21 protein-coding genes are annotated in these 25,515 nt (G+C 72.5%); 11 read left to right on the forward strand and 10 right to left on the reverse strand.

The annotated features are described in order from the left end of the window. Positions 1 to 102 precede the first annotated feature (102 nt). Genes sauS through N912_RS0106405 form a run of 3 tightly spaced genes read left to right on the forward strand, consistent with a single transcriptional unit; the run spans position 103 to position 3,552 of the window. The gene (sauS, locus tag N912_RS0106395; protein WP_028921789.1) at positions 103 to 1,509 is read left to right on the forward strand and encodes an acylating sulfoacetaldehyde dehydrogenase; all 1,407 of its coding nucleotides are present in this window, start codon (positions 103 to 105) and stop codon (positions 1,507 to 1,509) included. A gap of 4 nt (positions 1,510 to 1,513) precedes the next feature. Continuing rightward, complete coding sequence (locus N912_RS0106400; RefSeq protein WP_028921790.1) at positions 1,514 to 2,650, forward strand: ATP-grasp domain-containing protein; 1,137 nt, start codon at positions 1,514 to 1,516, stop codon at positions 2,648 to 2,650. Next, positions 2,650 to 3,552, forward strand: a complete 903-nt coding sequence (locus N912_RS0106405) for a succinate--CoA ligase subunit alpha (protein ID WP_028921791.1) — start codon at positions 2,650 to 2,652, stop codon at positions 3,550 to 3,552. Before N912_RS0106400 ends, N912_RS0106405 begins: the two co-directional genes overlap by 1 nt. Here N912_RS0106405 and N912_RS0106410 read toward each other — a convergent pair. Then, the gene (locus tag N912_RS0106410) at positions 3,515 to 4,294 is read right to left on the reverse strand and encodes an IclR family transcriptional regulator (RefSeq protein ID WP_084210622.1); all 780 of its coding nucleotides are present in this window, start codon (positions 4,292 to 4,294) and stop codon (positions 3,515 to 3,517) included. The genes N912_RS0106405 and N912_RS0106410 overlap by 38 nt on opposite strands. Before the next feature lie 31 nt (positions 4,295 to 4,325). Further along, positions 4,326 to 5,285 carry a phosphotransacetylase gene (locus N912_RS0106415; RefSeq protein WP_028921793.1) on the reverse strand — a complete coding sequence of 320 codons (960 nt, stop codon included), beginning with the start codon at positions 5,283 to 5,285 and terminating at the stop codon, positions 4,326 to 4,328. 89 nt (positions 5,286 to 5,374) lie between these two features. On the opposite strand from N912_RS0106415, the gene pdxR reads away from it, so the two are divergent. Continuing rightward, complete coding sequence (pdxR, locus tag N912_RS0106420; protein ID WP_028921794.1) at positions 5,375 to 6,841, forward strand: MocR-like pyridoxine biosynthesis transcription factor PdxR; 1,467 nt, start codon at positions 5,375 to 5,377, stop codon at positions 6,839 to 6,841. Between the two features lie 277 nt (positions 6,842 to 7,118). On the opposite strand, the gene N912_RS0106425 is transcribed toward pdxR, so the two are convergent. From N912_RS0106425 to N912_RS0106435, 3 genes are all read right to left on the reverse strand, one after another. Continuing rightward, positions 7,119 to 8,456: an MFS transporter gene (locus N912_RS0106425; protein WP_028921795.1), complete on the reverse strand. Its 1,338-nt coding sequence runs from the start codon at positions 8,454 to 8,456 to the stop codon at positions 7,119 to 7,121. Then, the gene (locus N912_RS0106430) at positions 8,453 to 9,727 is read right to left on the reverse strand and encodes a hydroxyacid-oxoacid transhydrogenase (RefSeq protein ID WP_028921796.1); all 1,275 of its coding nucleotides are present in this window, start codon (positions 9,725 to 9,727) and stop codon (positions 8,453 to 8,455) included. Before N912_RS0106430 ends, N912_RS0106425 begins: the two co-directional genes overlap by 4 nt. A gap of 95 nt (positions 9,728 to 9,822) precedes the next feature. Continuing rightward, the gene (locus N912_RS0106435; RefSeq protein WP_028921797.1) at positions 9,823 to 10,608 is read right to left on the reverse strand and encodes an IclR family transcriptional regulator; all 786 of its coding nucleotides are present in this window, start codon (positions 10,606 to 10,608) and stop codon (positions 9,823 to 9,825) included. 116 nt (positions 10,609 to 10,724) lie between these two features. On the opposite strand from N912_RS0106435, the gene N912_RS0106440 reads away from it, so the two are divergent. Genes N912_RS0106440 through N912_RS0106450 form a run of 3 tightly spaced genes read left to right on the forward strand, consistent with a single transcriptional unit; the run spans position 10,725 to position 13,992 of the window. Further along, a complete protein-coding gene (locus N912_RS0106440; RefSeq protein WP_028921798.1) occupies positions 10,725 to 12,341 on the forward strand; it encodes an amidohydrolase in 1,617 nt (538 codons plus the stop codon). Beyond that, entirely contained in the window at positions 12,338 to 12,553 is a 216-nt protein-coding gene (locus tag N912_RS0106445; protein WP_028921799.1) for a DUF3311 domain-containing protein, read from the forward strand. The genes N912_RS0106440 and N912_RS0106445 overlap by 4 nt, the downstream gene beginning before the upstream one ends. After that, positions 12,553 to 13,992: a sodium:solute symporter family protein gene (locus N912_RS0106450; protein WP_028921800.1), complete on the forward strand. Its 1,440-nt coding sequence runs from the start codon at positions 12,553 to 12,555 to the stop codon at positions 13,990 to 13,992. Before N912_RS0106445 ends, N912_RS0106450 begins: the two co-directional genes overlap by 1 nt. Positions 13,993 to 14,165: 173 nt before the next feature. On the opposite strand, the gene N912_RS0106455 is transcribed toward N912_RS0106450, so the two are convergent. From N912_RS0106455 to N912_RS0106465, 3 genes are read right to left on the reverse strand one after another with little or no spacing between them, the layout of a single operon-like run. Next, positions 14,166 to 15,767, reverse strand: coding sequence for a cobaltochelatase CobT-related protein (locus N912_RS0106455; protein ID WP_051579754.1), 1,602 nt, complete (start codon positions 15,765 to 15,767; stop codon positions 14,166 to 14,168). Continuing rightward, positions 15,764 to 16,741 (reverse strand): AAA family ATPase, encoded by a 978-nt coding sequence (locus tag N912_RS0106460; RefSeq protein ID WP_028921802.1) that lies wholly within the window; start codon positions 16,739 to 16,741, stop codon positions 15,764 to 15,766. Before N912_RS0106460 ends, N912_RS0106455 begins: the two co-directional genes overlap by 4 nt. Further along, positions 16,738 to 17,523 carry an IclR family transcriptional regulator gene (locus N912_RS0106465; protein ID WP_028921803.1) on the reverse strand — a complete coding sequence of 262 codons (786 nt, stop codon included), beginning with the start codon at positions 17,521 to 17,523 and terminating at the stop codon, positions 16,738 to 16,740. Before N912_RS0106465 ends, N912_RS0106460 begins: the two co-directional genes overlap by 4 nt. 157 nt (positions 17,524 to 17,680) lie before the next feature. Here N912_RS0106465 and xsc point away from each other — a divergent pair, with 157 nt between their 5' ends. Continuing rightward, a complete protein-coding gene (gene xsc, locus N912_RS0106470; RefSeq protein ID WP_028921804.1) occupies positions 17,681 to 19,489 on the forward strand; it encodes a sulfoacetaldehyde acetyltransferase in 1,809 nt (602 codons plus the stop codon). Here xsc and N912_RS0106475 read toward each other — a convergent pair. Beyond that, the gene (locus N912_RS0106475) at positions 19,486 to 20,016 is read right to left on the reverse strand and encodes a helix-turn-helix domain-containing protein (RefSeq protein WP_028921805.1); all 531 of its coding nucleotides are present in this window, start codon (positions 20,014 to 20,016) and stop codon (positions 19,486 to 19,488) included. The genes xsc and N912_RS0106475 overlap by 4 nt on opposite strands. Before the next feature lie 46 nt (positions 20,017 to 20,062). On the opposite strand from N912_RS0106475, the gene N912_RS0106480 reads away from it, so the two are divergent. Then, on the forward strand, positions 20,063 to 21,355 hold the full coding sequence (locus N912_RS0106480; protein ID WP_028921806.1) for an erythromycin esterase family protein: 1,293 nt from the start codon (positions 20,063 to 20,065) through the stop codon (positions 21,353 to 21,355). A 3-nt stretch (positions 21,356 to 21,358) separates the two neighbouring features. Here N912_RS0106480 and N912_RS0106485 read toward each other — a convergent pair whose 3' ends face one another. Next, on the reverse strand, positions 21,359 to 21,808 hold the full coding sequence (locus N912_RS0106485) for a carboxymuconolactone decarboxylase family protein (RefSeq protein WP_028921807.1): 450 nt from the start codon (positions 21,806 to 21,808) through the stop codon (positions 21,359 to 21,361). Between the two features lie 127 nt (positions 21,809 to 21,935). Here N912_RS0106485 and N912_RS0106490 point away from each other — a divergent pair, with 127 nt between their 5' ends. Both N912_RS0106490 and N912_RS49885 read left to right on the forward strand, forming a co-directional pair. Continuing rightward, complete coding sequence (locus N912_RS0106490) at positions 21,936 to 23,300, forward strand: aspartate aminotransferase family protein (RefSeq protein WP_028921808.1); 1,365 nt, start codon at positions 21,936 to 21,938, stop codon at positions 23,298 to 23,300. Positions 23,301 to 23,395: 95 nt separating this feature from the next. Then, complete coding sequence (locus N912_RS49885; RefSeq protein WP_156993205.1) at positions 23,396 to 25,492, forward strand: FAD-dependent oxidoreductase; 2,097 nt, start codon at positions 23,396 to 23,398, stop codon at positions 25,490 to 25,492. The last annotated feature ends 23 nt before the right edge of the window (positions 25,493 to 25,515 follow it).

Consider the following 25,515-nt stretch of genomic DNA (forward strand, 5'->3'; position numbering starts at 1 on the left):
CTTCGCTTGTGTCAACGCTCACAGCCGCCGTCGCCGTTGACGACCCGTGACCCTCCCCCGTACGTTGTGGGACGGCATGCCACATAGTGAAAGGATGCGGGCATGACGACAACCCAGGTCAGCACCACCGCCGCCGAGACGGTCGCCGCGTTGGTCGCGCGGGCACGGGCCGCGCAGGCGGTCTTCGAGGGCTACGACCAGCGGCGGGTGGACGATGTGGTGGCCGGGGTCGCCTGGGCGATCTACCAACCGGACCGGGCGAAGGAGCTGGCCGAGCTCGCGGTGCGCGACACCGGCCTGGGCCGGGTGGCGGACAAGGTCGCGAAGAACCAGCGCAAGACCATGGGCACCCTGCGCGACCTCACCGGGGCGAAGTCGGTGGGCGTGATCTCCGAGGACCCGGCCACCGGGATCACCGAGTACGCCAAGCCGGTCGGGGTCGTCGCCGCCGTCTGCCCGTCCACGAACCCGGCGGCCACCCCGGCGAACAAGACGATGATGGCGCTCAAGGGCCGCAACGCGGTGATCCTCTCGCCGTCGCCGAAGGGCGAGTCGACCTGCCGGCTGCTGGTCGAGCACATCCACGCCGAGCTGGACAAGGTGGGCGCACCGCGCGACCTCGTTCAGTATGTGGAAGGCGCAAGCAAGGAGCTGACCCACGAGCTGATGCGCCAGGCCGACCTGGTGGTCGTCACCGGCTCGCAGCGCAACGTGCGGCAGGCCTACCGCAGCGGCACCCCCGCGATCGGGGTCGGCGCCGGCAACGCCCCGGTGATCATCGACGCGGACGCCGACGTGGCCGACGCCGCCGAGAAGATCAGGCGGAGCAAGACGTTCGACTACGCGACGAGCTGCTCGTCGGAGAACTCGGTGCACATCCACGCCGACGTCTACCGGCAGGCGCTCAACGCGCTGCGCGAGCAGGGCGGCTACCTGCTGACCGGCGAGGAGAAGCAGCGGCTGCGGGCGGTGATGTGGCCGGACGGCAAGCTCAGCTCGGCGGTCACCGCCCAGCCCCCCGACAAGATCGCCGCACTGGCCGGGCTGGACGCGCCGGGCGCGGAGTTCTTCATGGTCGAGGAGGACGGCGTGGGGCCGGACCACCCGTTCAGCGGCGAGAAGCTGTCGGTGGTGCTGACCGTCTACCGGTTCACCGACCTGGAGCAGGCGCTGTCGCGCATCCAGCTCCTGCTCGACCACCAGGGCGCCGGCCACTCCTGCGGCATCCACACCCGGACCGAGGAGCACGCCCGGCTGGTCGCGTCCCGGTTGAAGGTCGCCCGCGTGCTGGTGAACCAGGCGCACTGTTTCGGCACCGGCGGCTCGTTCGACAACGGGCTCGGGTTCACGCTGACCATGGGCGCCGGCACCTGGGCCGGCAACAGCATCAGCGACAACCTCTCCTACCGGCACTTCCTCAACATCACCCGGCTGGCCCGGGTCATCGAGCCCCGGGTTCCGACCGAGGAGCAGCTGTGGGGCCACTACTTCGACAGCTACGGGCGGTGACGCGGTGAAACTGCTGGAGCATCAGGGGAAACGGCTGCTCGCGGGGGCCGGCGTGCCGATCCCGGCCGGCCGGGTGGTGCGTGCGCCCGAGGAGGCGGCGTGGGCAGCGGCCGAGCTGGGCGGTCCGGTGGTGTTGAAGAGCCAGGTGCCGTCCGGCAAGCGGGGCAAGGCCGGTGCGATCCGGTTCGCCGACACCCCCGAGCGGGCCGCCGAAGAGGCACGCGCGTTGCTGGGCGCCGAGGTGGGCGGCGCGGTGGTGGGCGAGCTGTTGGTGGAGGAGCGCGCGGACATTCGTGACGAGCTGTACGCGGCGGTGCTCAACGACCCGGCCAGCAAGGGGCCGCTGGTGCTGTTCTCCACCGCCGGCGGGATGGACGTCGAGGACGCCGACCTCGTCAGGCGGCTGCCGGTGGACATCCGCGCGGGCCTGACCGAGCCGGACGCCCGGACGCTGCTCGACGGGCTGGCGCCGGCCGTGGCGGACCGGGTCGCGGCGGTGCTGCTGGCGCTGTACCGGCTCTACCGCGACGTGGACGCCGAGCTGGTCGAGGTCAACCCGCTGGTGGTGACCGCCGCCGAGCAGGTCCTCGCGCTGGACAGCAAGATCTCGATCGACCCCGGCGCGCTGGCCCGTCGCGCGGAGATGTTCGCCGACGTCGCCGAGCGGGAGGCCGACAGCGGCTCGGAGCTGGAGCGGCGCGGGCGCGCGCTGGGCCTGCAGTACATGGAGCTGGACGGTGACGTCGGCGTGCTGGCCAACGGGGCCGGGCTGACCATGACCACCCTGGACGCGGTCAACCACTACGGCGGCCGTCCGGCGAACTTCCTGGAGATCGGCGGCGACGCCTACACCAAGGCCACCCCCGCGCTGCGGCTGGTGCTGGACAACCCCCGGGTGCGCAGCCTGGTGGTGAACTTCTGCGGCGCGTTCGCCCGCACCGACGTGATGACCGAGGGCGTGGTCGCCGCCATCGAGGAGCTGCGCCCGGAGCTGCCGATCTTCTTCTCCATCCACGGCACCGGCGAGGAACGGGCGATCGAGCTGGTGCGCGACCGGCTCGGGCTGCAGCCCTACGACAGCATGGACGACGCGGTCCGCGCCGCCGTGGCGGCCGCCGCCCCGATCGGGAAGGGTGCCTGATGCTGGTCACCACCGACGAGAACGTCATCGTGCAGGGGCTCACCGGGCGGCAGGGGTCGTTCTGGGCCGGGCGGATGGCCGAGTGCGGCACCCGGATCGTGGCCGGCGCGAGCCCGGGCAAGGGCGGCCGGGAGGTCGACGGCGTGCCCGTCTACGACTCGGTCACCGACGCCGCCCGCCGGCACCGGCTGGACATCAGCGTGCTGTTCGTGCCGCCGCTGTCGGTGCGGGCCGCCGCGGCCGACGCGGTGCGCGCGGGCGTGCGCAAGCTGGTGCTGCTCACCGAGCACGTGCCGTACCAGGACGTCATGCACGTGCTGGCCGAGGCGCGCGACCACGGCATGAAGGTGCTCGGACCCAATACCGCCGGGCTGGTGGTGCCGGGGGTGGCGTCGGTGGGGATCATGCCGGGGTTCGCCGGCAACATCTTCCGTCCCGGTTCGGTCGGCGTGATCTCGCGCAGCGGCAGCCTGGGCACGCTGGTGGCGATGAGCCTGGTCACCTCGGGGTACGGGCAGTCGGCGTTCATCGGCATCGGCGGGGATCCGTTGCTCGGTACCACCACGCTGGACGCGCTGCGCGAGCTGGACCGCGACCCGCGTACCGAGGCGGTGGTGCTGGTCGGCGAGATCGGCGGCACCATGGAGGAGGACGCCGCCGCCTACCTTTCGGACATGGCCAAGCCGGTGGTCGCGTTCATCGCCGGGCGCAGCGCCCCGCCGGACCGTCGGATGGGCCACGCCGGCGCGATCGTCAGCGCCGGTCGGGGCAGCGGCGAGTCCAAGGTGGCGGCGCTGCGGGCGGCCGGGGCCACGGTGGTCGACCTGCCCAGCCAGGTCGGTGCCGCGCTGCGCGAGCGCGGCGTCACCACATCGCCGCCGCCACCCGCTCGGCGGCCTTGACCACCAGCGAGCCCAGTTCCGGGACCCGGTCGTCGGGGATCCGGACCTCCGGGCCCTGCACGGCCAGGGCGGCCGTGGCGGTGCCGCCCTCGCCGAGGATGGGCGCCGCGACCCCGCACACGCCGGGCAGCCGTTCGCCCCGGTTGTGGCTGTACCCCCGCCGGCGCACCCGCTCCAGGTCCTCGAGGAGGTCGTCAGGCGAGGTGATCGTCGCCGGGGTGAGCCGCTCCAGCCCGCCGAGCGCGGCGACCTCGGCGGCCGGGTCCATGGCGAAGGCCAGCAGCGCCTTGCCGGTGCTGGTGCAGTACAGCGGGATGCGGGCGCCGACGGTCTCGGTGAACCGCAGCGGCTGTGGCGACTCAATGCGTACCACCACCAGGCCGGCGTCGCCGTCCCGGATGACCAGGTTGACCGACTCCCCGGTGGCCTCGGACAGCTCCTCCAGCACCGGCTTGGCGGCGTCGAAACCGAGGGTGCGCCCGGCCGCGCTGCCGAGCAGGAACGCCTCCCGGCCGAGGCGGTACCGCTCGGTGCGGGCGTTCTGGGCCACGAAGCCGGCACCGGCCAGGGCGCGCACGATCCGGTGCGTGGTGCTGGTGTTCAGGCCCACGGCGCGGGCGATCTCGGTGACGCCGACCTCGCCGTCGGCGTCGCGCAGCACCCGCAGCACCGCCAGCGCCCGCAGGATCGTCTGGGTGCCGGCGACCTTGCCCCGGTCGTCCGGCGAGCTGTCCTTCCACATATTGAAAGGACTGTATCAAGGGCGGTCGGCGCTACCGGGACGCCACCGCCTGTACGGCGCTGATCAGGGCCATCGTCTCGATGTCCGTGCTGGCGCAGCCCCGGGAGAGGTCGTTGAGCGGCCGCGCGACCCCCTGCAGGATCGGGCCGTACGCGCTGGCCCCCGCCAGCCTCTCGGCGATCTTGTAGCCGATGTTGCCGGCGTCCAGGTTGGGGAACACCAGCACGTTGGCCCGGCCGGCGACCCGCGACCGGGGTGCCTTCAGCGCGCCGACCGTGTCCACCAGGGCGGCGTCGAGCTGCAGCTCGCCGTCCACCTCGACGCCGTGAAGCCGCTCGCGGACCAGCGCCGTGGCCGTGCGCACCTTCCGCACGCAGGCGTGCGAGGCGCTGCCGTTGGTGCTGAAGGAGAGCATCGCCACCACCGGCCGGGCGCCGGTCAGGGCGCGGTGGGTGTCGGCCGCGCCGGCGGCGATGTCGGCGAGCGCGTCGGCGTCCGGGTCGGGGACAACGGCGCAGTCGGCGAACGTGAGCGCCCGGCCGTCCGGCAGCAACATCAGGAACGAGCTGCTCAGCGTGCGGACCCCGGGAGCGAGGCCGACGATGCGCAGCCCGGCGCGCAGCACGTCGGCGGTGGGCCTGGACGCGCCGGCCACGCAGGCGTCCACCCGTCCGGTGGCCAGCGCGGCGGCGGCGAGCGAGAACGGGTCGGTGTCGGTCGTTCTCTCTTCCACCGCGGGGTCGCCGGCGAGCGTGCCGGTGTCCAGGATCGTGTCCTCGTTCAGCGGCACGCCCAGCGCGGCGGCCGTTTCCGTGATCGCGGACGCCGACCCGACCAGCAGCGGCCGGATCTCGCCGCGCTCGCGCAGCCGGGCGGCCGCGCGGATGGCCCGCTCGTCGGTGCCGTCGGCCAGCGCGACCGTCGGCGCCAGGCCCGCGACCCGCGCCCGCCACGACTCGGGCAGGGTCGGAGTCTCGACGGCCACGCTCATACCCGTGAGGATCACCCGCGCGCCGGCGCGGCGACAGGGCCAGAACCACGCGCGATGGCGGGTCCAGTCGCGCCGTCGAGGAGGGCGCGATGCCCCGTACGTTGATCGAGATCGACAGGTTCTCCGACGAGCCGCTGTACCGGCAGGTCCGGCGCGCGATCGAGCACGGCATCGCGATCGGCACCTTCGACCCGGCGCGCCGGCTGCCCAGCTCGCGCCAGCTCGCCACCGACCTGGGCGTCTCCCGCAACACGATCAACCTGGCCTACCAGGAGCTGATGGCCGAGGGATACGTGGAGAGCAAGGAGCGCAGCGGCCTGTTCATCAACCGCGACATGCGGCCGCGCTGCGCCGTGCAGGAGCGCGACACCCGACCCCGGATCGACTGGGGCGGCCGGGTGCGCCGGTTCCCCGACGCCGGCCTCGCGCACATCGAGAAGCGCGCCGACTGGGCGCGCTACCCGTACCCGTTCCTGGCCGGACAGGTGGACGTCACCACGTTCCCCGCGCGCTCGTGGACCCGCTGCCTGCGCGACGCGCTCTACCGCCCGCACGTGTTCCACAGCCTGCAGGACAGCCTGGGCTCGGACGACCCGATGCTGGTCGACATGGTCCGCCGCCACCTGCTCACCGCCCGAGGCATCGAGGCCGGCCCGGACGAGGTGCTGATCACCGTCGGCTCGCAGCAGGGCCTGGACCTGCTCGGGCGCGTGCTACTCGGCCCGGACCAGGTGGTGGGCATGGAGAACCCCGGCTACCTGGACGCGCGGCACATCTTCCTGCGCACCGGCGCCCGGCTGACCGGCATCGACGTCGACGCCGCCGGCCTGCGCCCGCCCGCCTCCCTGGACGGCGTCGACCTGCTCTACCTCACCCCCAGCCACCAGCACCCGACCAACGCGACGCTGAGCATCGGCCGGCGCCGCGAGCTGCTGCGCCAGGCCGCGTCGGCGGGCACCGTGATCGTCGAGGACGACTACGACAGCGAGTTCCGCTACCAGGGCAGCCCCACCCCCGCGCTGAAGGCGCTGGACGGCACCGGGGACACCGTCTACCTGGGCACGTTCTCCAAGTTCCTCTCCCCCGGCCTGCGCCTGGGCTACCTGGTCGGCCCGCGCGAGCTGGCCGGGGCGCTGCGCGAGGCCAGGCGCTACGTGCTGCGCCACCCGCCGGGCCACCTGCAGCGCGCGCTCGCGCTGCTCATCGAGAGCGGCGAGTACCACCGCTCGCTGCGCCGCTACCGCGCCAAGCTGATGCGCAAATGGTCGGCCACCTGCACGGCGGTGACCGACCACCTGGCCTGGCCCCAACCGCCCTACCCGCCGGGCGGGGTGAGCCTGTGGATGACCGGCCCGCCGGAGCTGGACTGCCGCCGCCTGGTGGCCCGCGCCGAGCGCCGGGGCATCCTCATCGAACCGGGCGACATCTTCTTCCTGACCGAGGACCCGCCCCGCCACCACTTCCGCATCGGCTTCTCCGCGATCTCGCAGCGCTCGATCGTGCCCGGCATCCGGCTGCTCGCCGAGGTCTGCGACGAGGTCCTGGGCGAGCCCTGACCGGCGCGCCGGACTCTGACACCGCACATGTGCTCGCGATATGCGCACGATGTGCTCTCAATATGCACGAGTGCTCCATGCTTTTCGCATGACTCATCTCTTCAGCACGCTCAGTGACAGGCTGCTCGACCGGATCGTCCCGAGGTCTGAGGCGGCGGCCCTGTGCCAGCCGTATTGTGAATGCGAGCGTATCGGGACCCATTCCCGATGGTGCTGTCTAGCACCGAACTGCGAGTGGAAATGCTGCGACGACTGTTGCTGACGCCGCGCACCCGGCTCACCCGGCGGGCGCCATCGCCGGCTGACCGGACCGCTCGGCGTCGGCTATGCGGCGCAGGTCATGGGTGCGGACGGCGAAGGTGCACACGGCGCTGACCACCGCGGCCACCGCCAGGTAGGCCACCACCAGCGAGTAGCCACCGCCGCCGCGCCCGACCAGGTAGGACAGCACCAGCGGCGTCAGGCCGGAGGCGAAGATCCCGGAGAACTGGTAGACGAACGAGATGCCCGTGCAGCGGACGTTGACCGGGAACATCTCGGCGTAGAACGCGGCCTGCGGGCCGTACATCAGCGGATACAGCACGCCGAGGGCCAGTACCAAACCGAGCCCGACCAGCGCCGGCGAACCCGTGCCGAGCAGCGCGAACGCCGGATACGCGACGGCGCCGCCGACCAGCGCGCCGACGCCGAACAACGCGCGCCGCCCGACCCGGTCGGACAGCCGCCCGCACAACGGGATGAAGACGATCATCGCCAGCGCGGCGACCATGACCGAGACCAGCAGCGTCTGTTGCGGCAGCCGCAGGGTGCCTGTCCCGTAGGAGATCGAGAACACCGCCCAGGTGTTGAACGCGACGCCCTCGACCCACCGGCTGCCCATGCCCAGCAGCACGTGCCGCCGGGACAGCGGACCGCGCGCCAGCTCCACCGCGGGCACGCTGGCCCGCGCCTCGGTCGCCTCCAGCCGCCGGAACGCCGGGCTCTCCATGACCCTGAGCCGGATGAACATGCCGACGATCACCAGGGCCGCGGACAGCAGGAACGCGATCCGCCACCCCCAGCCCACGAACGAGCCCGCATCCATCACGGCGCCCAGCCCGGCGAACACTCCGGTGCCGAGCACCAGCCCGAGCGCCAGGCCCAGCTGCGGGAAGCTGCCGTAGAAGCCACGCCGGCCGGGCGGGGCGTACTCGACGGCCATCAGCACCGCGCCGCCCCACTCCCCGCCGATCGCGATCCCCTGCGCCAGCCGCATCAGCACCAGCAGGATCGGCGCGGCCACGCCGATGGTGGCGTAGGTCGGGATCAGGCCGATCGCGCAGGTCGCCACGCCCATGATCAGCATGGTGGCGACCAGCGTCTTCTTGCGGCCCAGGCGGTCGCCGACGTGCCCGAAGATCAGCCCGCCGACCGGCCGGGCGACGAACCCGAGGGCGAACGTGGCGAACGCCAGCAGGGTGCCGGTGAGCGGGTCGTCGCTGGGGAAGTAGTGCTTGTTGAAGATGATCCCGGCCGCGGTCCCGTACAGGAAGAAGTCGTACCACTCGATGGTGGTGCCGACCACGCTGGAGGCCACCACCATCCGGACCTCGCGGCGCTGCGCCGGCGCGGTCATAGCGAACGGTGGAAGATCGCGGCGAGCGCCGGGCGGTCCACCGGCCTCGGCACCACGGCGAGCTGCCTGGTCTGTTGCATCGTGCCGTCGACCAGTGTGTCTAGGTCCCGCTCGGTGTAGCCGAACGAGCGCAGCCCGGCCGGCATGCCGATGTCCGCCATCAGCTCGCCGAGCACGTGCGCGAGCGCCTCAGCGCCGTCGGTCTCGGTGAACGTCCGGCCGGAGAGCAGGTGCGCGGCGTGCAGGTGCCGCGCCGGGTCGGCCGGGTAGGTCCAGCGGAACACGGCGGCCGCCGTCGCGGACACGGCCTGGCCGTGCGGCACCATCGGCATCTCCGGGTAGCCCTCGGCGCGGTAGTCGCGCACCGCGCCGGCGATCGGGTAGGCGTTGGCGTGCGGCAGGTGGGTGCCCGCGTTGCCGAACCCGGTGCCGGCGTAGGTGGAGGCCAGCGCCATGCCGGTGCGGGCGTCCAGGTCGTGCCCGTCGCGGACGGCTTGCCGGAGGTGGCGGCCGACCAGGCGCAGCGCGGTCTCGCACCACACGTCGCTGATCGGGTTCGAACCGCAGAACGCGGGCCGGCGCATGACGTCCTCCGGCGCGGGCTTGGCGTCGTAGCGGACGCTGGTGTAGCTCTCCAGCGCGTGCGAGAGCACGTCCATGCCGCTGGCCGCGGTCACCTGGGGCGGCAGGCTGACCGTCGCCAGCGGGTCGACCACGGCGAGCGTGGGCCGCAGCTTCGGATGGCTCACGCCCGCCTTGACGTGCCGTTCCAGCAGGTCGACCACGCAGATGGTGGTGGACTCCGAGCCGGTCCCGGCGGTGGTCGGCACGGCGATCAGCGGCTTGAGCGGCAGCCAGGGGGCCTTGCCGGCGCCGATCGGCGGGGTGACGAAGTCCAGCAGGTCGCCGGGGTGGGTGGTGAGCAGGTTGACCGCCTTGGCGGTGTCGATGGCCGAGCCGCCACCGACCGCGACGAGGCACTCCCACCGGCCGTCGCGGGCGAACTCGACGGCCTCGGCGATGCTGCGGTCGGTGGGCTCCACGGCCACCCCGTCGAAGACCTCGGCCTTGATCCCGCCCGCCAGCAGGCCGTCCCGGATGCGGTCCGGGAGGCCGGTGGCGCCGACGCCGGCGTCGGTGACGACCAGCGCCGAGGCGTGCCCGGCGGCCGCGACCTCGGCTCCGATCTCGTCCACCGCGCCGGGTCCGAACTTGAGCGGCGGCGCGGCCCAGGTGAACACGGTCTCGGTGGGCTGGGTGTTCGGCGACATCGGCGACTCCCGTACTCGACACTATGTGGAAGCTCTCACCACTATGTGGGGCACGGTAGGCGCGGCGGGGCGCTTTGGGAAGGGGCCGGCCGGGTTCAGCGGGACATGAACCTGTCGATCGGGACGAACCGCGCGATCTCCTTGGCCGCCGTGGCGACGCGGGCACCGAGCTCGCGGACCCGGCGTGGCGGCATGCGGGCCGTCGGCACCTGGATGACCAGCGCCGCCTGCGCGCGCAGGTCGGCGTCCAGGATCGGCGCGCCGACGCAGCGCACGCCGGCGACGTTCTCCTCCTCGTCGATGCTGTAGCCGCGGGCGCGGATCTCGTCGAGCTGGGCGGCCAGTTGCGCGGGCGTGTCCAGCGTCCGGTCGGTGATCTTCGGCAGCCGCTCCGGCAGCCCGGCGAGGTACTCGTCCGCGTCCGGCGAGTGGGCCAGGATCGCCTTGCCCGACGCGGTGGTGTAGAGCGGGAACCGCGCGCCGGGATGCTGCTCGAACCGCAGCGGCAGGGTGGACTGCACGCGGAGCATGACCACCGACTCGCCGCCCTCCCGGACCACGAGGTTCACCGACTCGGACGTCTCGGTGTTGATCTGTTCGAGCACCGGCAGCGCCTGGTCCAGCCCGAACCCGCGCTGCGCGGCCTGCCCGAGCAGGATCGTGCCGGTGCCGAGGTAGTAGGCGTCGGTGCGCGGGTTGTGCGCCACCAGCCCCTCGGCCGCCAGCGCGTGCACGATCCGGTGCGCGGTGCCCGAGGACAGCCCGAGGTGCTCGGCGATCCGGGCGGTGCCCATCTCGCCGGCCCGCTCGGCCAGCAACTTCAGCACCGCCAGCGCCCGGCCGATCGCCTGCGTCCCAGCGGGCGGCTTCGCACCCTGCACGCCCGAAGCTTAGGCCGCATTCTGGTACCCCCGGTCGGGCCGGATCTGGACCTTCTACCCGGCCGGGTCGTGCCGCACTGTGATCAGCCAGTGGCCGTGGAACAGGGAGGTTCTACGTGGTTCAGCCGGACCTGATCGTGCGCGGCGGCACGGTGCTGACCCTGGACGGGGCCGATACCAGGGCGAGCGCGCTCGCGGCCAGCGGCGGGAGGATCGTCGCGGTCGGGGACGACCGCGCGGTCGGCGGCCTGGTCGGGCCCGGCACCACGGTGGTGGAGCTGAACGGACGCACGGTGATCCCGGGCTTCGTGGAGTCGCACAACCATCCGACGTTCTTCGGCATGGCGCTGGCCGCCCCGGTCGACGCCGGCAGCCCGCCGAACGACGCGATCGGCGACATCGTGGAACGGGTCCGCCAGGCGGTGCGCGACCGCGGGCACGGCGAGTGGATCACGGGCTACCGGTACGACGACACGCTGCTCGCGGAGAACCGCCACCCCACCCGCGGCGACCTGGACCCGGTGTCGCAGCGCAACCCGGTGATCCTCACCCACGTGAGCGGGCACTTCTGCGTGGTCAACAGCGCGGCGATGCGGGCGATCGGTATCGGCGCGGCCAGTGAGGACCCGCCGGGCGGGGTGATCGCCCGTGACGAGCGCGGCGAACCGACCGGCCTGCTGGTGGAGACCGCCGCGTTCCTGGCCAACTCCGCGCTGCCGGCCAGGGGCACCGACTTCATGGCCGAGGCGCTGCTGCGGGCCGACGCCGAGTACCTGGCCAACGGCGTGACCTCGGTGCACGACACCGGCATCGGGCTGGTCGGCGGCGAGGGCGAGCTGGACGCCTACCGGCTGCTGACCCGCGAGGGCCGGCTGCGCACCAGGGTCCGCGGCTACCTGATCCACAACCGGGTGCCGGGCCTCACCGAGGGCCGGCCGGTGGGTCCCGACCGCGCGGGGGACACCGACGGCTTCCGGATGACCGGGGTGAAGATCGTGGCCGACGGCTCGATCCAGGGCCGGACCGGCTGCCTCGCCGAGGGCTACGCCTGCGCGCCCGACGAGCACGGCATGATGCTGCTCGAACCCGGCGAGCTGAGCCGGCGGATCGCCGCGCTGGACGCCGCCGGCTGGCAGGTGGCCGTGCACGGCAACGGCGACGCCGCCATCGAGGCGATCATCGACGGCTACGCCAGGCTGGGCGCTCCCGGGGGCACCGGCCGGCGGCACCGCATCGAGCACTGCCAGACGGCCCGCGAGGACCAGCTGGACCGGATGGCCGAGCACGGCATCCTGGCGTCCTTCTTCATCAAGCACGTCTACTACTGGGGCGACCGGCACCGGGACGTCTTCCTCGGACCCGAGCGCGCCCGCCGGATCAGCCCGCTGGCCTCCGCCCGGTCCCGAGGCGTCCGGTTCGGGCTGCACTCGGACACCCCCGTCACGCCGGTCCCGCCGATGGAGGGCATCTGGTGCGCGGTCAACCGGATGACCAGCGGCGGCGTGCCGCTCGGCCCGGAGCAGGCGATCACGCCGGAGCAGGCGCTGCGCGGGTACACCATCGACGCCGCGTACCTGGCCGGCGAGGAGGACGTCAAGGGCAGCCTGGAGGTCGGCAAGCTGGCCGACCTGGCGGTGCTGTCCGAGGACCCGACGACGGTGCCGCCGGACCGCCTGCGGGAGCTGACGGTGGACGCCACCGTCGTGGGCGGACGGGTGGTCTGGCAGCGATGATCCGCAGCTGGCCCAGCGTCCTGATCGGCCTCGGGATCCCGGCCGTGGCCGTGCTGCTCGGCATCCCGCTGGTGTCCGGCACGTCGGTGTCGGTGCTGGGCATCCCGCTGCTGTTCTTCTGGATGTTCTGCTGCTTCCCGCTGACCACGCTGTGCCTCTGGGTGAGCTGGCGGTTCTTCGACAGCCCGCACTACCCGAAGGAGGACAGGTGATGCTGATCCTCATCGTGGCGGTGGTGATGGCGGCGTCGGTCCTGCTGGCGCTGTGGGCCGGGCGGGTCACGCGGGGCGGCGGGATCTCGGAGTTCCTGGTCGGCGGCAGGTCGTTCCCAGCCTGGCTGGTGTACTTCCTGGCCGTCGGCGAGGTGTACAGCATCGGGACCATGATCGGGTTCCCGGCCGGGATCTACGCCAAGGGCGCGAGCTACGGGATCTGGTTCCTCGGCTACATCCTGCTCGCCTACTCCATCGGCTACTTCGTGGCGCCGCTGCTGTGGCGGGCGGCGAAGCACTACGACGCGATGACGGTTCCGGACGTGTTCACCAGGCACTTCGGCGGCGGCCGGGCGCTGGAGCTGATCACCTGCGTGACGCTGCTGATCGCACTGGTGCCCTGGGGCCAGTACCAGTTCATCGGGCTGCAGGTGGTGCTGAGCAACCTCGGGCTGCGGCTGACCCCGGTGCAGTGCGTGATCCTCGCCGGCGTCATCGCGTTCGTCTACATCGCCGTGTCCGGCATCCGCTCCCCCGCGTTCGTGTCCATCCTCAAGGACGTGTTCATGCTGCTCGGTGTCGTGCTGGTCGGGCTGGCGGCGGTGCTCGCGGCCGGTGGCACGGCGAAGGTCTCCGGTCCCGAGGCGCTCGCGCCCGCGCAGACCACCATGGGCGGGTCCGCGCTGCTGTTCGCGATGACCACGATCCTGTTCCAGAGCGTGGTGTTCTACCTCGGGTTCGGCGGGGCCTACGTGTTCCCGGCCCGGTCAGAGCGCGCGGTCAAGAGCTCCATCGTGTGGATGCCGCTGTACATGCTGATCTACCCGTTCCTGGTGCTGGCGGCGTACTACGGCGTCACGCACCATCCCGGGCTGGCCGATCCCAACACGGTGTTCATGGTGACCGCCCGCTCACTGCTGCCGGAGTGGCTGCTCGGCCTGGTCGCGGCCGGCGCGGCGCTGTCCGGCGTGCTGGTGCTGTCGGCGACCGCGCTGGCCATCGGCGGGCTGGTCAGCCGCAACCTGGTGCCGCATGTGCCGGCCTCGGCGCAGCGCCGCTGGACGGTCGTCGTGGTGGGCGGGTTCCTGGTGCTCGCGGCGGTGCTCACCCTGGTGGCCTCGACGCTGATGCTGACCGTGCTGAACCTGACGTACAACCTGCTGGCGCAGGTGGTGCCCGGGTGGCTGGCGGTGCTGTTCGCGCGGCGGGTGCGGGCGGACGCGGTGGCCACCGGCATGGTCGTGGGCGTGGTGGCGGCGATCGCGCTGTACCTGGGCGACGTGAGCCTGGGCGGGGTCAGCACCGGCCTGGTGTCGATGGGCCTCAACGCGCTCATCGTGGTCGGCTGGAGCCTGCTCGCGCCGGGGCCGGCCCGCGAGCCGGTGTCCCGGTGGCCCGGGCCCTCGGCGCGCGCGGCTCATGACCGGTCCCTTTCCTGAACGGTCTGTCGCCGCCCGCGCGCCTTCCGGGAGGCGCGTTCACCGCGTAGCTTGGCCAGCCAGAGCCGGAGGTACCACGACCACGGCGTTGCCCCGTAGCGAGTCACGCGGGGAGCATCCACCGATGAAACCAACGTCGCTAGGTTTCGCCAGCGATGTGCATAAAGTGAGAATCAGCGGCGGGCGACCAGGTCGAGGACCTCGCGGAACACGCCGGGGCCGGAGTCGGTGTCCAGGGCGCGGCGGTGGCGGTAGTACGGGCTCAGGTCCAGGCCGACGCCGAGGCCGTAGACCTCCAGGGAGCCGTCCCGCTCCAGGCCGGCGACGACGTGTCTCAGGTGCCGGTCGAGGTAGCGCTCGCCGTTGGCCAGCGCGGTGGCGCCGTCGGCGGGGCTGCCGTCGGAGAGGACGAACAGCAGCCGCCGGCGTTCGTCCCGGGAGCGGGCGCGCGCGGCCGCCCAGGCGAGCGCCTCGCCGTCGACGCCCTCGCGGAACAGGTCGGGCTTGAGCAGCGCGGCGATGTCCCGGCGGGCGCGGCGCCATGGCGTCTCGGCGTCCTTGAACACCAGGTGCAGCCGCTCGTTGAGCCGGCCCGGATGCCGGGGGCGGCCGGCGCGCAGCCAGTCCCGCCTGGCCCGGCCGCCGTGCCAGGCGCCGGTGGTGAAGCCGAGGACCTCGCACCGGGCGCCGGCCAGGTCGAGCGCGCGGGCGAACACGTCGACCAGCACCGCGACCGCCTCGGCGTGCCGCTTCATCGAGCCGGAGCAGTCGATCAGGAAGGTGACCAGCGCGTCCGCCGCCGGCTCGGTCCGAGGCAGGCGGAACACCCGGTGGTCCAGTGGCGAGCTGACCAGCCGCGCCAGCGCGCGCCCGTCCAGGTACCCCTCCTCCTGGCCGCCGTCCCAACCGTCCGGGGTGGGCGCGGCGAGCGCCGCCGTCAGCTCGCGCACCACCCGCCCGAGGTTGACCCCCCGTCGCGCGACGCACCCGTCCAGCCGCTCCCGCAGCTCGCCTCGGACCTCCGCCCGTACCAGCCCCGCCGCCGGCCGCTCCCGGTCGTACGCGGTGGTGAACACGCGGTAGCCCGAGCCCGGCGCCACCGCCCGGCCGGCACCGCCCGCCGCCACGCCGACGGCCTCGTGACCGAGGTCGGGCATCTGGTCGAGCAGCACCGCGAGGCCCGAGGCGCCCTCGTCCTGTTCCTCGTCCTCGGTGCCGTGCAGCATCCCCGCCACCTCGGCCGCGACCGACCGGGCATGCCTCGCGAACAAGGCCTGGTCTCCCCGGTGCCGCCGCAGCCCGGCCAGGTCGCCCCCGAGCCTGGGCGCCAGAGCCGCGCGGGTGGCCTCGATCAGGTCCTCGGTCTCGGCCACCACCGGCTCGCCGGTGATCCGGGACCGGCAGACCTGCGCGACGGTGTACAGCAGCAGCCCGCGCGCGGTCTCGGTGAGCCCGTCGTGGTGGCTGGCCAGCGCCCACCGCTCGTGCCGGTGCCGCAGGTTGCGGACCAGGCCCGGCATGGCGCCCGGCGCGCACGCCTCCACCCGGAACTGCTCCAGCATCTCGAACACCAGGCGCTCCACGGCGCCGTCGGGCCGCAGCCGCCCGTACAGCTCCGGGTCGGACAGGCCCAGCCGCAGCCCCCTGCCGTCCGCCACCCCGCGCGCCGAACCCGCGTCCGTGACGTCCAGCCCACCGCGCGCCCCCGGATCACCGCTGAGCGCGCGGACCACCGCCTCGCACAGCTCCTCCAGACGCACGGCCCCGGGGCTCACGCCGACGCCGCGAGCAGCGCCGACTCCTCCAGCTCGCCGTCGAAGCAGCGCTGGAAGTACTCCGCGACCAGCGGCCGCTCCGCCTCGTCGCACTTGTTCAGGAACGACAGCCGGAAGGCCAGCGCGACGTCGCCGAAGATCTCGGTGTTCTCCGCCCAGGTGATCACCGTGCGCGGCGACATCAGCGCGGACAGGTCGCCGGCCCGGAAGCCCGCGCGGGTCAGCCCGGCCACCGCGACCATCGACGCCACCAGCCGCCGGCCCCGCTCGTCGGCCAGCCGGGGCACCCTGGCCCGCACGATCGCGACCTCCTCGGCCGCCGGCAGGTAGTTCAGCGCGGCGACGATGTTCCACCTGTCGATCTGCGCGTGGTTGAGCCGCTGCACGCCGTGGTAGAGCCCGTTGAGGTTGCCGAGCCCGACGGTGTTCGCGGTGGCGAACAGCCGGAACCCGGGGTGCGGGCGGAGCACCTCGTTCTGGTCCATCAACGTGAACCTGCCGTCGCGCTCCAGCAGCCGCTGGATGACGAACATGACGTCCGGGCGTCCCGCGTCGTACTCGTCCAAGACCAGCGCGACCGGCCGGCGCACCGCCCACGGCAGGATGCCCTCCCGGAACTCGGTGACCTGCCGGCCCTCGCGCACCGTCACCACGTCCTTGCCGACCAGGTCCAGCCGGCCGACGTGCCCGTCCAGGTTCACCCGCACGCACGGCCAGTTGAGTCGGGCCGCCACCTGCTCGACGTGGGTGGACTTGCCGGTGCCGTGCGCGCCCTGCACGAGCACCCGCCGGTCGTGGGCGAAGCCGGCGAGCAGGGCCAGCGTCACGTCCGGGTTGAACCGGTAGGCGTCGTCGACCTCGGGCACGTGCTCGTCGTACTCGGAGCCCTCGGCGAACGCCGGCACCAGCAGGTTCGAGTCGATGCCGAACGCCTCGCGCACCGAGATCCGGATGTCGGGACCACCGTCGGTCATGGGCGCTCGACCTCGCCGAACGCCTCGGCGGCGCGCTGCAGCGCGGGCAGCACCTGCAGCGCCTTGTCCACGGTCAGCCGCATCACCGGCGCCTGCACCGCCACCGCCAGGTTCGACCGGCCGGCGGCACTGGGCACCAGCACGGCCACGCAGAACAGCCCGGACAGGAACTCCTCGTCGTCCAGGGCGTAGCCGTCGCGCCGGATGCGGGCCAGCTCGGACTCCAGCGCGTCCAGGTCGGTGATCGTGTTGGGCGTGTAGGGCCGCAGCGGGGCGTGCCCGAGCAGCTTGCGGCGCTGGCCGGGGCTGAGCTGGGAGAGGATCATCTTGCCGCTGGCCGAGCAGTGCAGCGGCACCCGCGACCCGGGGCGCAGGTAGACCCGCAGCGGCTCGGAGGTCTCCACCCGGTCCAGGTAGACGATCTCGCTGCCGGACAGCGCGGTGAGGTTGCAGGTCTCCCCCAGCTCCTCCACCAGGTGCCTGAGCACGGCGTGCCGCGCGCCGTGATGCGTGGCGTTGAGCAGCAGGTTCTCCGCCAGCCGGTGCAGCCGCGTGCCGACGCCGTAGTGCCGGCCGTCGGCCTGGCGCACCAGCAGCCCGGCCGCCTCCAGCTGCTGCAGCATCCGGTGCAGCGTCGGCTTGGGCAGGCCGGTCTCCTCGACCAGGCCCTGCAGCGTCACCAGCTGCTCCTTGGCGGCGATCAGCTCGAGCAGCGAGAACAGCCGCAAGGTCGGGGTGTCGCCGTTCACGCCGGCCGGGTCCGGCTCAACGACCCTGTCCACATCGCCTCCCTCTCACGGCTACTGCTTCCGAAACTTAGCACGCAGTGTCTCGTTTCTTCGAATCTCGCGTTGACCGAGCCGCCTGGCTGGCTTACCGTTCCCCTAGTTTCAGTTTCAGGAACTTCACGTCCCGAATCCTGGCGAAGGAGCGCAAACCATGGCGGAGCGGAAGACGGGCGACGGCCGAACCGTCGCCAGCGGCCCGACGAAGATGACACCGTCGGAGGCCTTCGTCGAGACCCTGGTGTCCAACGGTGTGGTGGACATCTTCGGCATCATGGGTTCGGCGTTCATGGACGCGATGGACATCTTCGCCCCCGCCGGCATCCGGCTGGTCCCGGTCGTGCACGAGCAGGGCGCCGCCCACATGGCGGACGGCTACGCCAGGGTCAGCGGCCGGCACGGCGTGGTGATCGGGCAGAACGGCCCCGGCATCAGCAACTGCGTCACCGCGATCGCCGCCGCCTACTGGGCGCACAGCCCGGTGGTGATCGTGACGCCGGAGGCCGGCACCATGGGCATGGGCCTCGGCGGCTTCCAGGAGGCCAACCAGCTGCCGATGTTCCAGGAGTTCACCAAGTACCAGGCGCACGTGAACAACCCGAAGCGGATGGCCGAGCTGACCGGCCGCGCCTTCGACAGGGCCATGTCCGAGATCGGCCCGACCCAGCTGAACATCCCGAGAGACTTCTTCTACGGCGAGACCGTCTCGGAGATCCCCGAGCCGCAACGGCTGGACCGGGGCCCCGGCGGGGAGTCCAGCCTCAACGAGGCCGCCGAGCTGCTGGCCACCGCCGAGTTCCCGGTGATCATCTCCGGTGGCGGCGTGGTCATGTCCGACGGCGTGGCGGAGTGTGTCAAGCTGGCCGAGCGGCTGGGCGCGCCGGTGGTGAACAGCTACCTGCACAACGACTCGTTCCCGGCCAGCCACCCGCAGTGGTGCGGCCCGCTGGGCTACCAGGGCTCGAAGGCCGCCATGAAGCTGATCTCGAAGGCGGACGTGGTGATCGCGCTGGGCTCGCGGCTCGGCCCGTTCGGCACCCTGCCGCAGTACGGCATGGAGTACTGGCCGACCGACGCGAAGATCATCCAGATCGACGCCGACCACAAGATGCTCGGCCTGGTCAAGAAGATCACCGTCGGTATCTGCGGGGACGCCAGGGCGAGCGCGACGGCGCTGACCGAGCGGCTGGCCGGGCGCACGCTGGCCTGCGACGCCACCCGCGAGCAGCGCGCCGCCACCACCAAGGCGGAGAAGGACGCCTGGGAGGCCGAGCTCACCGGCTGGATCCACGAGACCGACCCGTTCAGCCTGGACATGATCGACGAGCAGAACGGGGAGCCGGGCGAGTGGCTGCACCCCCGGCAGGTGCTGCGCGAGCTGGAGAAGGCCATGCCGCCCCGTGCGATGGTCTCCACCGACATCGGCAACATCAACTCGATCGCCAACAGCTACCTGCGCTTCGAGGAGCCGCGCAGCTTCCTGGCCCCGATGAGCTTCGGTAACTGTGGGTACGCGCTTCCTACGGTGATCGGCGCGAAGGCCGCCGCTCCGGACCGGCCGGCGATCGCGTACGCCGGTGACGGCGCCTGGGGCATGAGCATGGGCGAGATCATGACCGCGGTGCGGCACGAGCTGCCGGTGACCGCGGTGGTGTTCCACAACCGGCAGTGGGGCGCGGAGAAGAAGAACCAGGTCGACTTCTACGACCGCCGGTTCGTCGCCGGCGAGCTGGAGAGTGAGAGCTTTGCCGGCATCGCGCGGGCGATGGGCGCCGACGGCATCGTGGTGGACCGGCTCGACCAGGTCGGCCCGGCGCTGCGCAAGGCCGTCGACGCGCAGATGAACGCCGGCCGGACCACCGTGCTGGAGATCATGTGCACCCGCGAGCTGGGCGACCCGTTCCGCCGCGACGCCCTGTCCAAGCCGGTCCGCTTCCTGGAGAAGTACAAGGACTACGTCTAGCCGTCGGCGCGCGGGAAGAAGATCGGGCTCACCAGGTACGGCCGGCGCCCGGGCGCGGGCTTGTTGTCCCTGGTGGACGCGAAGACCTCGCGCAGTCGTGTGATCATCTCGGTGAGCTCGTCGGGGTCGAGCCAGAGGACCCCCTGCCGGTAGCCGACCCGGTCGGTGATCGGGTCGGCTACCGGCCGGTCGAGGTAGGCGTCGAACTCGGCGAGCAGCACGGCCATCGCGGCGGCGAACGCGCGGCGGTGGTCGTCCAGCGACATGGACGCGGCGTCCTCGGCGTCGATCACCGCCCGGTCCGTGCGCAGCCGGTAGCGGCGCTCCACGGCGCCGCGCACCCGCTGTTCGCCGGCGACCTCCAGCACCCCGCCCTCGGCCAGGAGTGCGACGTGCCGGTAGGCGGTCGTCTTGGGGACGTCGGGCAGGCGGGCGCACAGCTCCGAGGTGGTGTGCTCCCGCCCGCCGTGCATGGCCTGCACGATGCGCAGCCGCACCGGGTGCAGCAGCAGCTCAAGTCTGTCCACGGGGCCACGATCCCATGTCTGGTACCGTTCCCAAAATTGGAAACAGATGGCGGGGGTGGACATGCAGGCCCGGTTGAGCGACGCGGCGGTCGTTTCGCTGGACGACCTCGGGTGGCTGGACGAGGCGATCGGTGACGCGCGGGTGGTGGCGATCGGCGAGAGCGCGCACTACAACGACGAGTTCCTGCGGCTCCGCCATCGGCTGGTGCGCCACCTGGTCGAACGGCACGGGTTCGGCGCGTATGCGATGGAGACGGGGTTCACCGAGGGCTGGCTGGTCGACAGCTGGGTCCGAGGCGGTAGGGAGGATCTCGACCACGTTCTCGCGAACGGCGTGACGTCGCTGATGGGGCTGTGGACCCCGGTGCGCGCCCACCTGGAGTGGATGCGCGAGCACAACCGCACGGCGGCGCGGCCGGTCGGCTTCTACGGCATCGACCTGTCCGGCTCGAACGTGTCGCTGTTGCCCAGCCTGGACGCGACGCTGGCCTACCTGGCGCGGGCCGATCCGGACTTCAACGTGGACCCCGGCATCCGGGCCACCGCCGCGTCGTTCGCGGCGCCGTCGGCGTTCTCGCTCCAGGCCGCCCTCACCGCGTACGGCAACCTCTCCCCCGAGACCAGGGACGCGCTCACGGCGGGCCTTGCCGAGCTGACCGCGCGGATGACCGGACGGCGCCTGGAGTACGCCAGGCGGACGACCGGTGAGTCCTACGAGCGCGCGCTGCGTTCGCTGCGGCTGACCGTCGCCATCGAGGCGGGGATGCGCGCGATGGCGCGCGGTGATGCTCAGGGCGCGATGGTCAACCGCGACGCGGCGATCGCGGACACCGTCGAGTGGGTCCTGCGCCGGGAGGACCGGATCGTGCTGGCCGCCCACAACGGCCACATCCAGCGCTGGCCCGTCGCCCCGATGCCCGGCATGGCGCCGGCGACGCCGATGGGTATGCACCTGGCCGACCGGCTCGGCGCGGACTACCTGGTCATCGGGACGACCATGGCCAGCGGCTCGACCCTCAACACCTCGCCGGACTTCTACACCGGCACGCTGTTCACCGACATGGAGCCACCCCGGCCCGGCAGCCTGGACTCGCTCATGGCGGCCAGCCACGAAGGCCCGTTCGTCACCGACATGCGTCGGCTGTCCCCGGCGGACGCCGACGCCGTGCGAACCACAACCTGCCAGCGCATCGGCAACGCCTACTCGGACGTCCGCCCCCTGGACGCCTACGACCTGGTCGTCCACCTCCCGGACGTCACGGCGGCCGAGCCCGACCGGGCCGCCCTCGCCCACTCCCCCGACGAGGTCCGAGAGGCGTTCTCCCTGTGGAGCCCGTAGTGATCACGCCGGCAGGGTCGCGTCCGAGGGCTGCCGGGTGGTGACGTTGATCCGGTTGAACAGGTTCGTGATCGAGATCCACAGCACCAGGCCGGCGAGCTGCCGCTCGTCGTAGTGCTTGGCCACCGCGTCCCACAGCTCGTCAGGGACGGCGTCGCCCGCGTCGGCCAGCCGGGTCATCGCCTCGGCCAGCGCCAGCACGGCCCGCTCGGCCTCGGTGTAGAACGGCGCGTCCCGCCAGGCCACCGCCGACCACAGCCGCTGGTCGACCTTCTCGCCCCGCCCGGCGAGCCCCACGCAGAACGAGCACCCGTTGATCTGGCTCGCGCGCAGGTGGGCCAGCTCCAGCGTCTCGCTCGGCACGCCGCTGGACTGCGCCACCTTGGCCAGCTCGCGGATCGCCTCCATCGCCCCCGGCAGTACCTGTGCCGGGTTCGTCATCCGTGCGCCCATCGGACCTCCCTCGTCGGTTCCGTCACCTCCTTGACTCATCCCGCCCGGCGAATGTGACGGCTGGTCCCCGCGGATGGGGCGCGTTCTGGCTCTGGGCCGCGACCGGCGAGGTTGCGATCGTCGGGTGATGGACGCCACGCAGCTGCGAGCGACGGCTCGCCGACACCTCGGACCGCACTTCACCCGCAAGGACACCTGGGCCGGTGAGTTCCCGGTGTTCGTGCGCGGCGAGGGCTGCTACCTGATCGACACCGAAGGCCGCCGCCACCTCGACGGCCTGGCCGGGCTGTTCTGCGTGAACATGGGCCACGGCCGGGCGGACATCGCGCGGGCGGCGGGCGAGCAGGCCGCCGCGCTGGGCTACGCCACCAACTGGGGCACCGCGCACCCGCCGTCGATCGAGGCCGCCGAGCTCATCGCCGACCTCGCCCCCGGCGACCTGGGCACCACGTTCTTCGTCAACTCCGGCTCGGAGGCGGTCGAGACGGCCCTGAAGTTCGCCCGCCAGTACCACCGAGGCCGGGGCGAACCCGACCGCACGAAGATCATCAGCCGCGAGATGGCCTACCACGGCACCACCATGGGCGCGCTGTCCGTCACCGGGCTGCCCAAGATCAAGGAGCCGTTCGGGCCGCTGCTGCCGGGCGTTCGGCACGTGCCCAACACCCTGGGCGTGACCGGCGACCACGGCCCCGCCGCTGAGCTGGACTGCGTCCGCGCGATCGAGGCGGCGATCCTGGAGGAGGGGCCGGAGACCATCGCGGCGGTGTTCGCCGAGCCGGTGCAGAACGGGCGCGGGGCGCTGGTCCCGCCGGACGGCTACTGGCCGGCGCTGCGCGAGCTGTGCGACAGGCACGGCATCCTGCTGGTCTCCGACGAGGTGATCTGCTCGTTCGGCCGGCTCGGGCATTTCTTCGGGTACGGGCTGACCGGCGTGGTGCCGGACCTGATCACCTTCGCCAAGGGGTCCACGTCCGGATACGCCCCGCTGGGCGGCGTGATCGTGCGCGAGCCGCTGGTCGCCGAGCTGTACGACTCCCCGCTGGGTGGCACGTTCACCCACGGCTCCACCTGGGGCGGCCACCCGGTGGCCACGGCGGTCGCGGTGGCCAACATCGGTGCCATGCGTGACGAGCACGTGCCCGAGCACGTGCTGGCCGAGGGCCCGGCGCTGTCCGACGCGCTGCGCTCGCTGCGCGACGCCCACCGGTGCGTGAAGGACGTGCGCGGCACCGGGTTCTTCTACGCGATCGAGCTGATGGCCGACCGCGACGGCGGCCGCGAGCTGACCGACGCCGAGTCCGCGACCGTGCTGCGCCAGGTGCTCCCGGAGGCCTTCCGCCGCACCGGCGTGCTGCTCCGGGGCGACGACCGGGGCGCCACCATGATCATGGTCTCGCCGCCGCTGGTGGCCGACCGGGACGTGCTCTCCGAGCTGGTGCACGGCGTGGACGGCATGCTCACCGACGTGGAGAAGGCCATCCAGCCCTGACCGCGCCGACCCATCGCGGTTGTTGACGCCGCACCACAATTAAAGAACACTGTTCCATAGTCGGTTCCGGTCGCGTCGTGGGCGTGGAGGCTGTGGTGGGTGTGACGGTGGGGCAGCAGGCGGGCGCCGATCGGCACGCGGTCGTGGTGGGCTCGGGCATCGCCGGGTTGCTGGCGGCGCGGGTGCTGTCCGAGTGCTTCGGCAGGGTGACGGTGCTCGATCGCGACCGCTTCCCCGCCGCGCCGGATCATCGGGCCGGGGCGCCGCAGTCACATCACGTGCACGGGCTGCAGCCTCGGGGAGCGGAGATCATCACCGGGTTGTTCCCCGGGCTGGCCCGGGAGGTGCGGGGGCGGGGCGCCGCGGTGATCTCGGAGTTGTCCAGGGTGCGGATCGTGACTCCGGCGGGGTTGCTGCCGCTGGGAGGTGGCCTGAAGGTCGGGGAGCAGCAGCTGTACTCGCGGTATCTGCTGGAGTGGTGCCTTCGCCGGAGTCTGGTCGCCGACCACGGGGTTGCGGTGGCCGAGGGGATCGACGTCGTCGGGCTGGCCCGCGAGCCGGGTGCGGGCTCGGTGACCGGGGTGCGCGTGCGCCGGCGTGCCCCCGGCGGCCGGGGGCGGGGCTCGCGGGAGGAGGAGATCGCCGCGGACCTGGTGGTGGACGCCAGCGGGCGGGGCTCTCATGCGCCCCGGTGGCTGGCCGAACTGGGCTACCCCTCGGTACCGGAAGAGTTGATCACTTCCAGGTTGGCGTACGCGTCCCGCTTCTACGCCCGCCCCGCATCGTTCCCGCCCGAGTTCAACCTGTTGATCGTCAATGGCCGGGCCCCGAACAACCCGGCCGCGGGGCTGATCCAAGATGTCGAGGACGGGCGTTGGCACGTCACGCTCGGGGGCCTCGCCGGCGTCGAGGCTCCCACCGACGAGGCCGGTTTCCTGGAGCACGCCCGCGCGCTGCCGGACCCGAGCCTGTACGAGGCGCTGCGCGTGGCGGCCCCGCTCACCCCGATCCGGGGCTGGCGTACGCCGTCCAACCGGATCCGTCGCTACGAGCGGCTGCCGGACTGGCCGAGCGGGTTCATCGTGACCGGCGACGCGGCCTGCGCGTTCAACCCCATCTACGGCCAGGGCATGACCGTGGCCGCGATGGACGCGCTCACCCTGCGCGAGTGCCTGGCGGACCACGACCACGGCCGCGACCCACGCTTCGCCCGAGGGTTTCAACGTCGCCTGGCCCGGACCGTCGCCCCGGCCTGGTTGGTGGCCAGTACCGAGGACCTGCGCTGGCCCGGGGTCACCTCGAGCGGTGCCCGAGCCCGCCCCGGAACCCGGCTCGTCCGGGGTTACCTCGACACCCTGCTGCGGGCGGCCGTGCACGACCCCACACTTGCCGACAGCTACTTCAGCGTGATCACCATGATGGCCCACCCTCGCGCACTGTTCGCGCCCCGCGCCCTGGCGCGGGTGGTCTGGGGCACGCTTCGGGGCAGCTCCGGCCTGCCGGGCACCAGCTGCGCCCTCTCCGCGGCGGGGCTCGCCACGGCACGGCGCCTGCCCAGCCACCGCCTGCCCAGCCCCCGCGCGGCCAGCGACAGCGCGGTCGTGACCGAGAGCGCCCCGGCCACACGCCCCGGCGACGGCGAGCCCGCCACGGCGTCGGGGACCGACGTGGTCACGCTGGGCCGGCGTTTTCACCAGGTCCTGCGGGACCGTGACCTGGACGGCTTCCGGTCACTGCTCGCCCCCACGGTCACCATGCACTCGCCGTACCTGTCCTCGGGCGGGTTCGTCTTCGAAGGACCCGACGAGTCCAGCCAGGCGCTGGGAATCTTCATGCGCGAGGCACACGAGCTGGCGGTCACCGACGAATGCGCCGGCCAGACCGCCTACACCCTCACCTTCAACGCTCGGCTGCGTCGTGATCGCGTCGACGGGGTCTTCCTGATCCGTCCCGATGCGGAGGGGCGCATCCACCAGGCCGACCTGTTCATCCGAGGCTTCGTGGGCCTGTCGGTGTTCGGGCGGGTGTTCGGACCCGGCTTCACCCGGCCCTACAGCCGCGTCCTCGCCCTGCTGCCCACCATCGCCACCGTCCTGGTGACCATGCCGGTTCGCGCTATCGACTGGCTCGGCGGCCGGATCGTCAAACACAGCATCCGCCGGATGTCCCGCCGATCCACCACCGTGACCTGATCCGGCCGGTCCCCGCGCGGCAC

The sequence above is a fragment of the Actinospineispora acaciae DSM 45401 genome (assembly GCF_000620785.1).
Lineage (GTDB): Bacteria > Actinomycetota > Actinomycetes > Mycobacteriales > Pseudonocardiaceae > Pseudonocardia > Pseudonocardia acaciae.

Excerpts from the sequence above, each read along its gene's own strand:
- N912_RS0106425 (WP_028921795.1), bottom strand. The coding sequence starts at position 8,456 with ATGACCGCGCCGGCGCAGCGCCGCGAGGTCCGGATGGTGGTGGCCTCC.
- N912_RS0106450 (WP_028921800.1), top strand. The coding sequence starts at position 12,553 with ATGCTGATCCTCATCGTGGCGGTGGTGATGGCGGCGTCGGTCCTGCTG.
- N912_RS0106410 (WP_084210622.1), bottom strand. The coding sequence starts at position 4,294 with ATGTGGAAGGACAGCTCGCCGGACGACCGGGGCAAGGTCGCCGGCACC.
- N912_RS0106415 (WP_028921793.1), bottom strand. The coding sequence starts at position 5,285 with ATGAGCGTGGCCGTCGAGACTCCGACCCTGCCCGAGTCGTGGCGGGCG.
- N912_RS0106460 (WP_028921802.1), bottom strand. The coding sequence starts at position 16,741 with ATGACCGACGGTGGTCCCGACATCCGGATCTCGGTGCGCGAGGCGTTC.
- N912_RS0106490 (WP_028921808.1), top strand. The coding sequence starts at position 21,936 with ATGGACGCCACGCAGCTGCGAGCGACGGCTCGCCGACACCTCGGACCG.
- N912_RS0106445 (WP_028921799.1), top strand. The coding sequence starts at position 12,338 with ATGATCCGCAGCTGGCCCAGCGTCCTGATCGGCCTCGGGATCCCGGCC.
- N912_RS0106480 (WP_028921806.1), top strand. The coding sequence starts at position 20,063 with ATGGCGGGGGTGGACATGCAGGCCCGGTTGAGCGACGCGGCGGTCGTT.
- N912_RS0106405 (WP_028921791.1), top strand. The coding sequence starts at position 2,650 with ATGCTGGTCACCACCGACGAGAACGTCATCGTGCAGGGGCTCACCGGG.
- N912_RS0106485 (WP_028921807.1), bottom strand. The coding sequence starts at position 21,808 with ATGGGCGCACGGATGACGAACCCGGCACAGGTACTGCCGGGGGCGATG.
- pdxR (WP_028921794.1), top strand. The coding sequence starts at position 5,375 with ATGCCCCGTACGTTGATCGAGATCGACAGGTTCTCCGACGAGCCGCTG.
- sauS (WP_028921789.1), top strand. The coding sequence starts at position 103 with ATGACGACAACCCAGGTCAGCACCACCGCCGCCGAGACGGTCGCCGCG.
- N912_RS0106430 (WP_028921796.1), bottom strand. The coding sequence starts at position 9,727 with ATGTCGCCGAACACCCAGCCCACCGAGACCGTGTTCACCTGGGCCGCG.
- xsc (WP_028921804.1), top strand. The coding sequence starts at position 17,681 with ATGGCGGAGCGGAAGACGGGCGACGGCCGAACCGTCGCCAGCGGCCCG.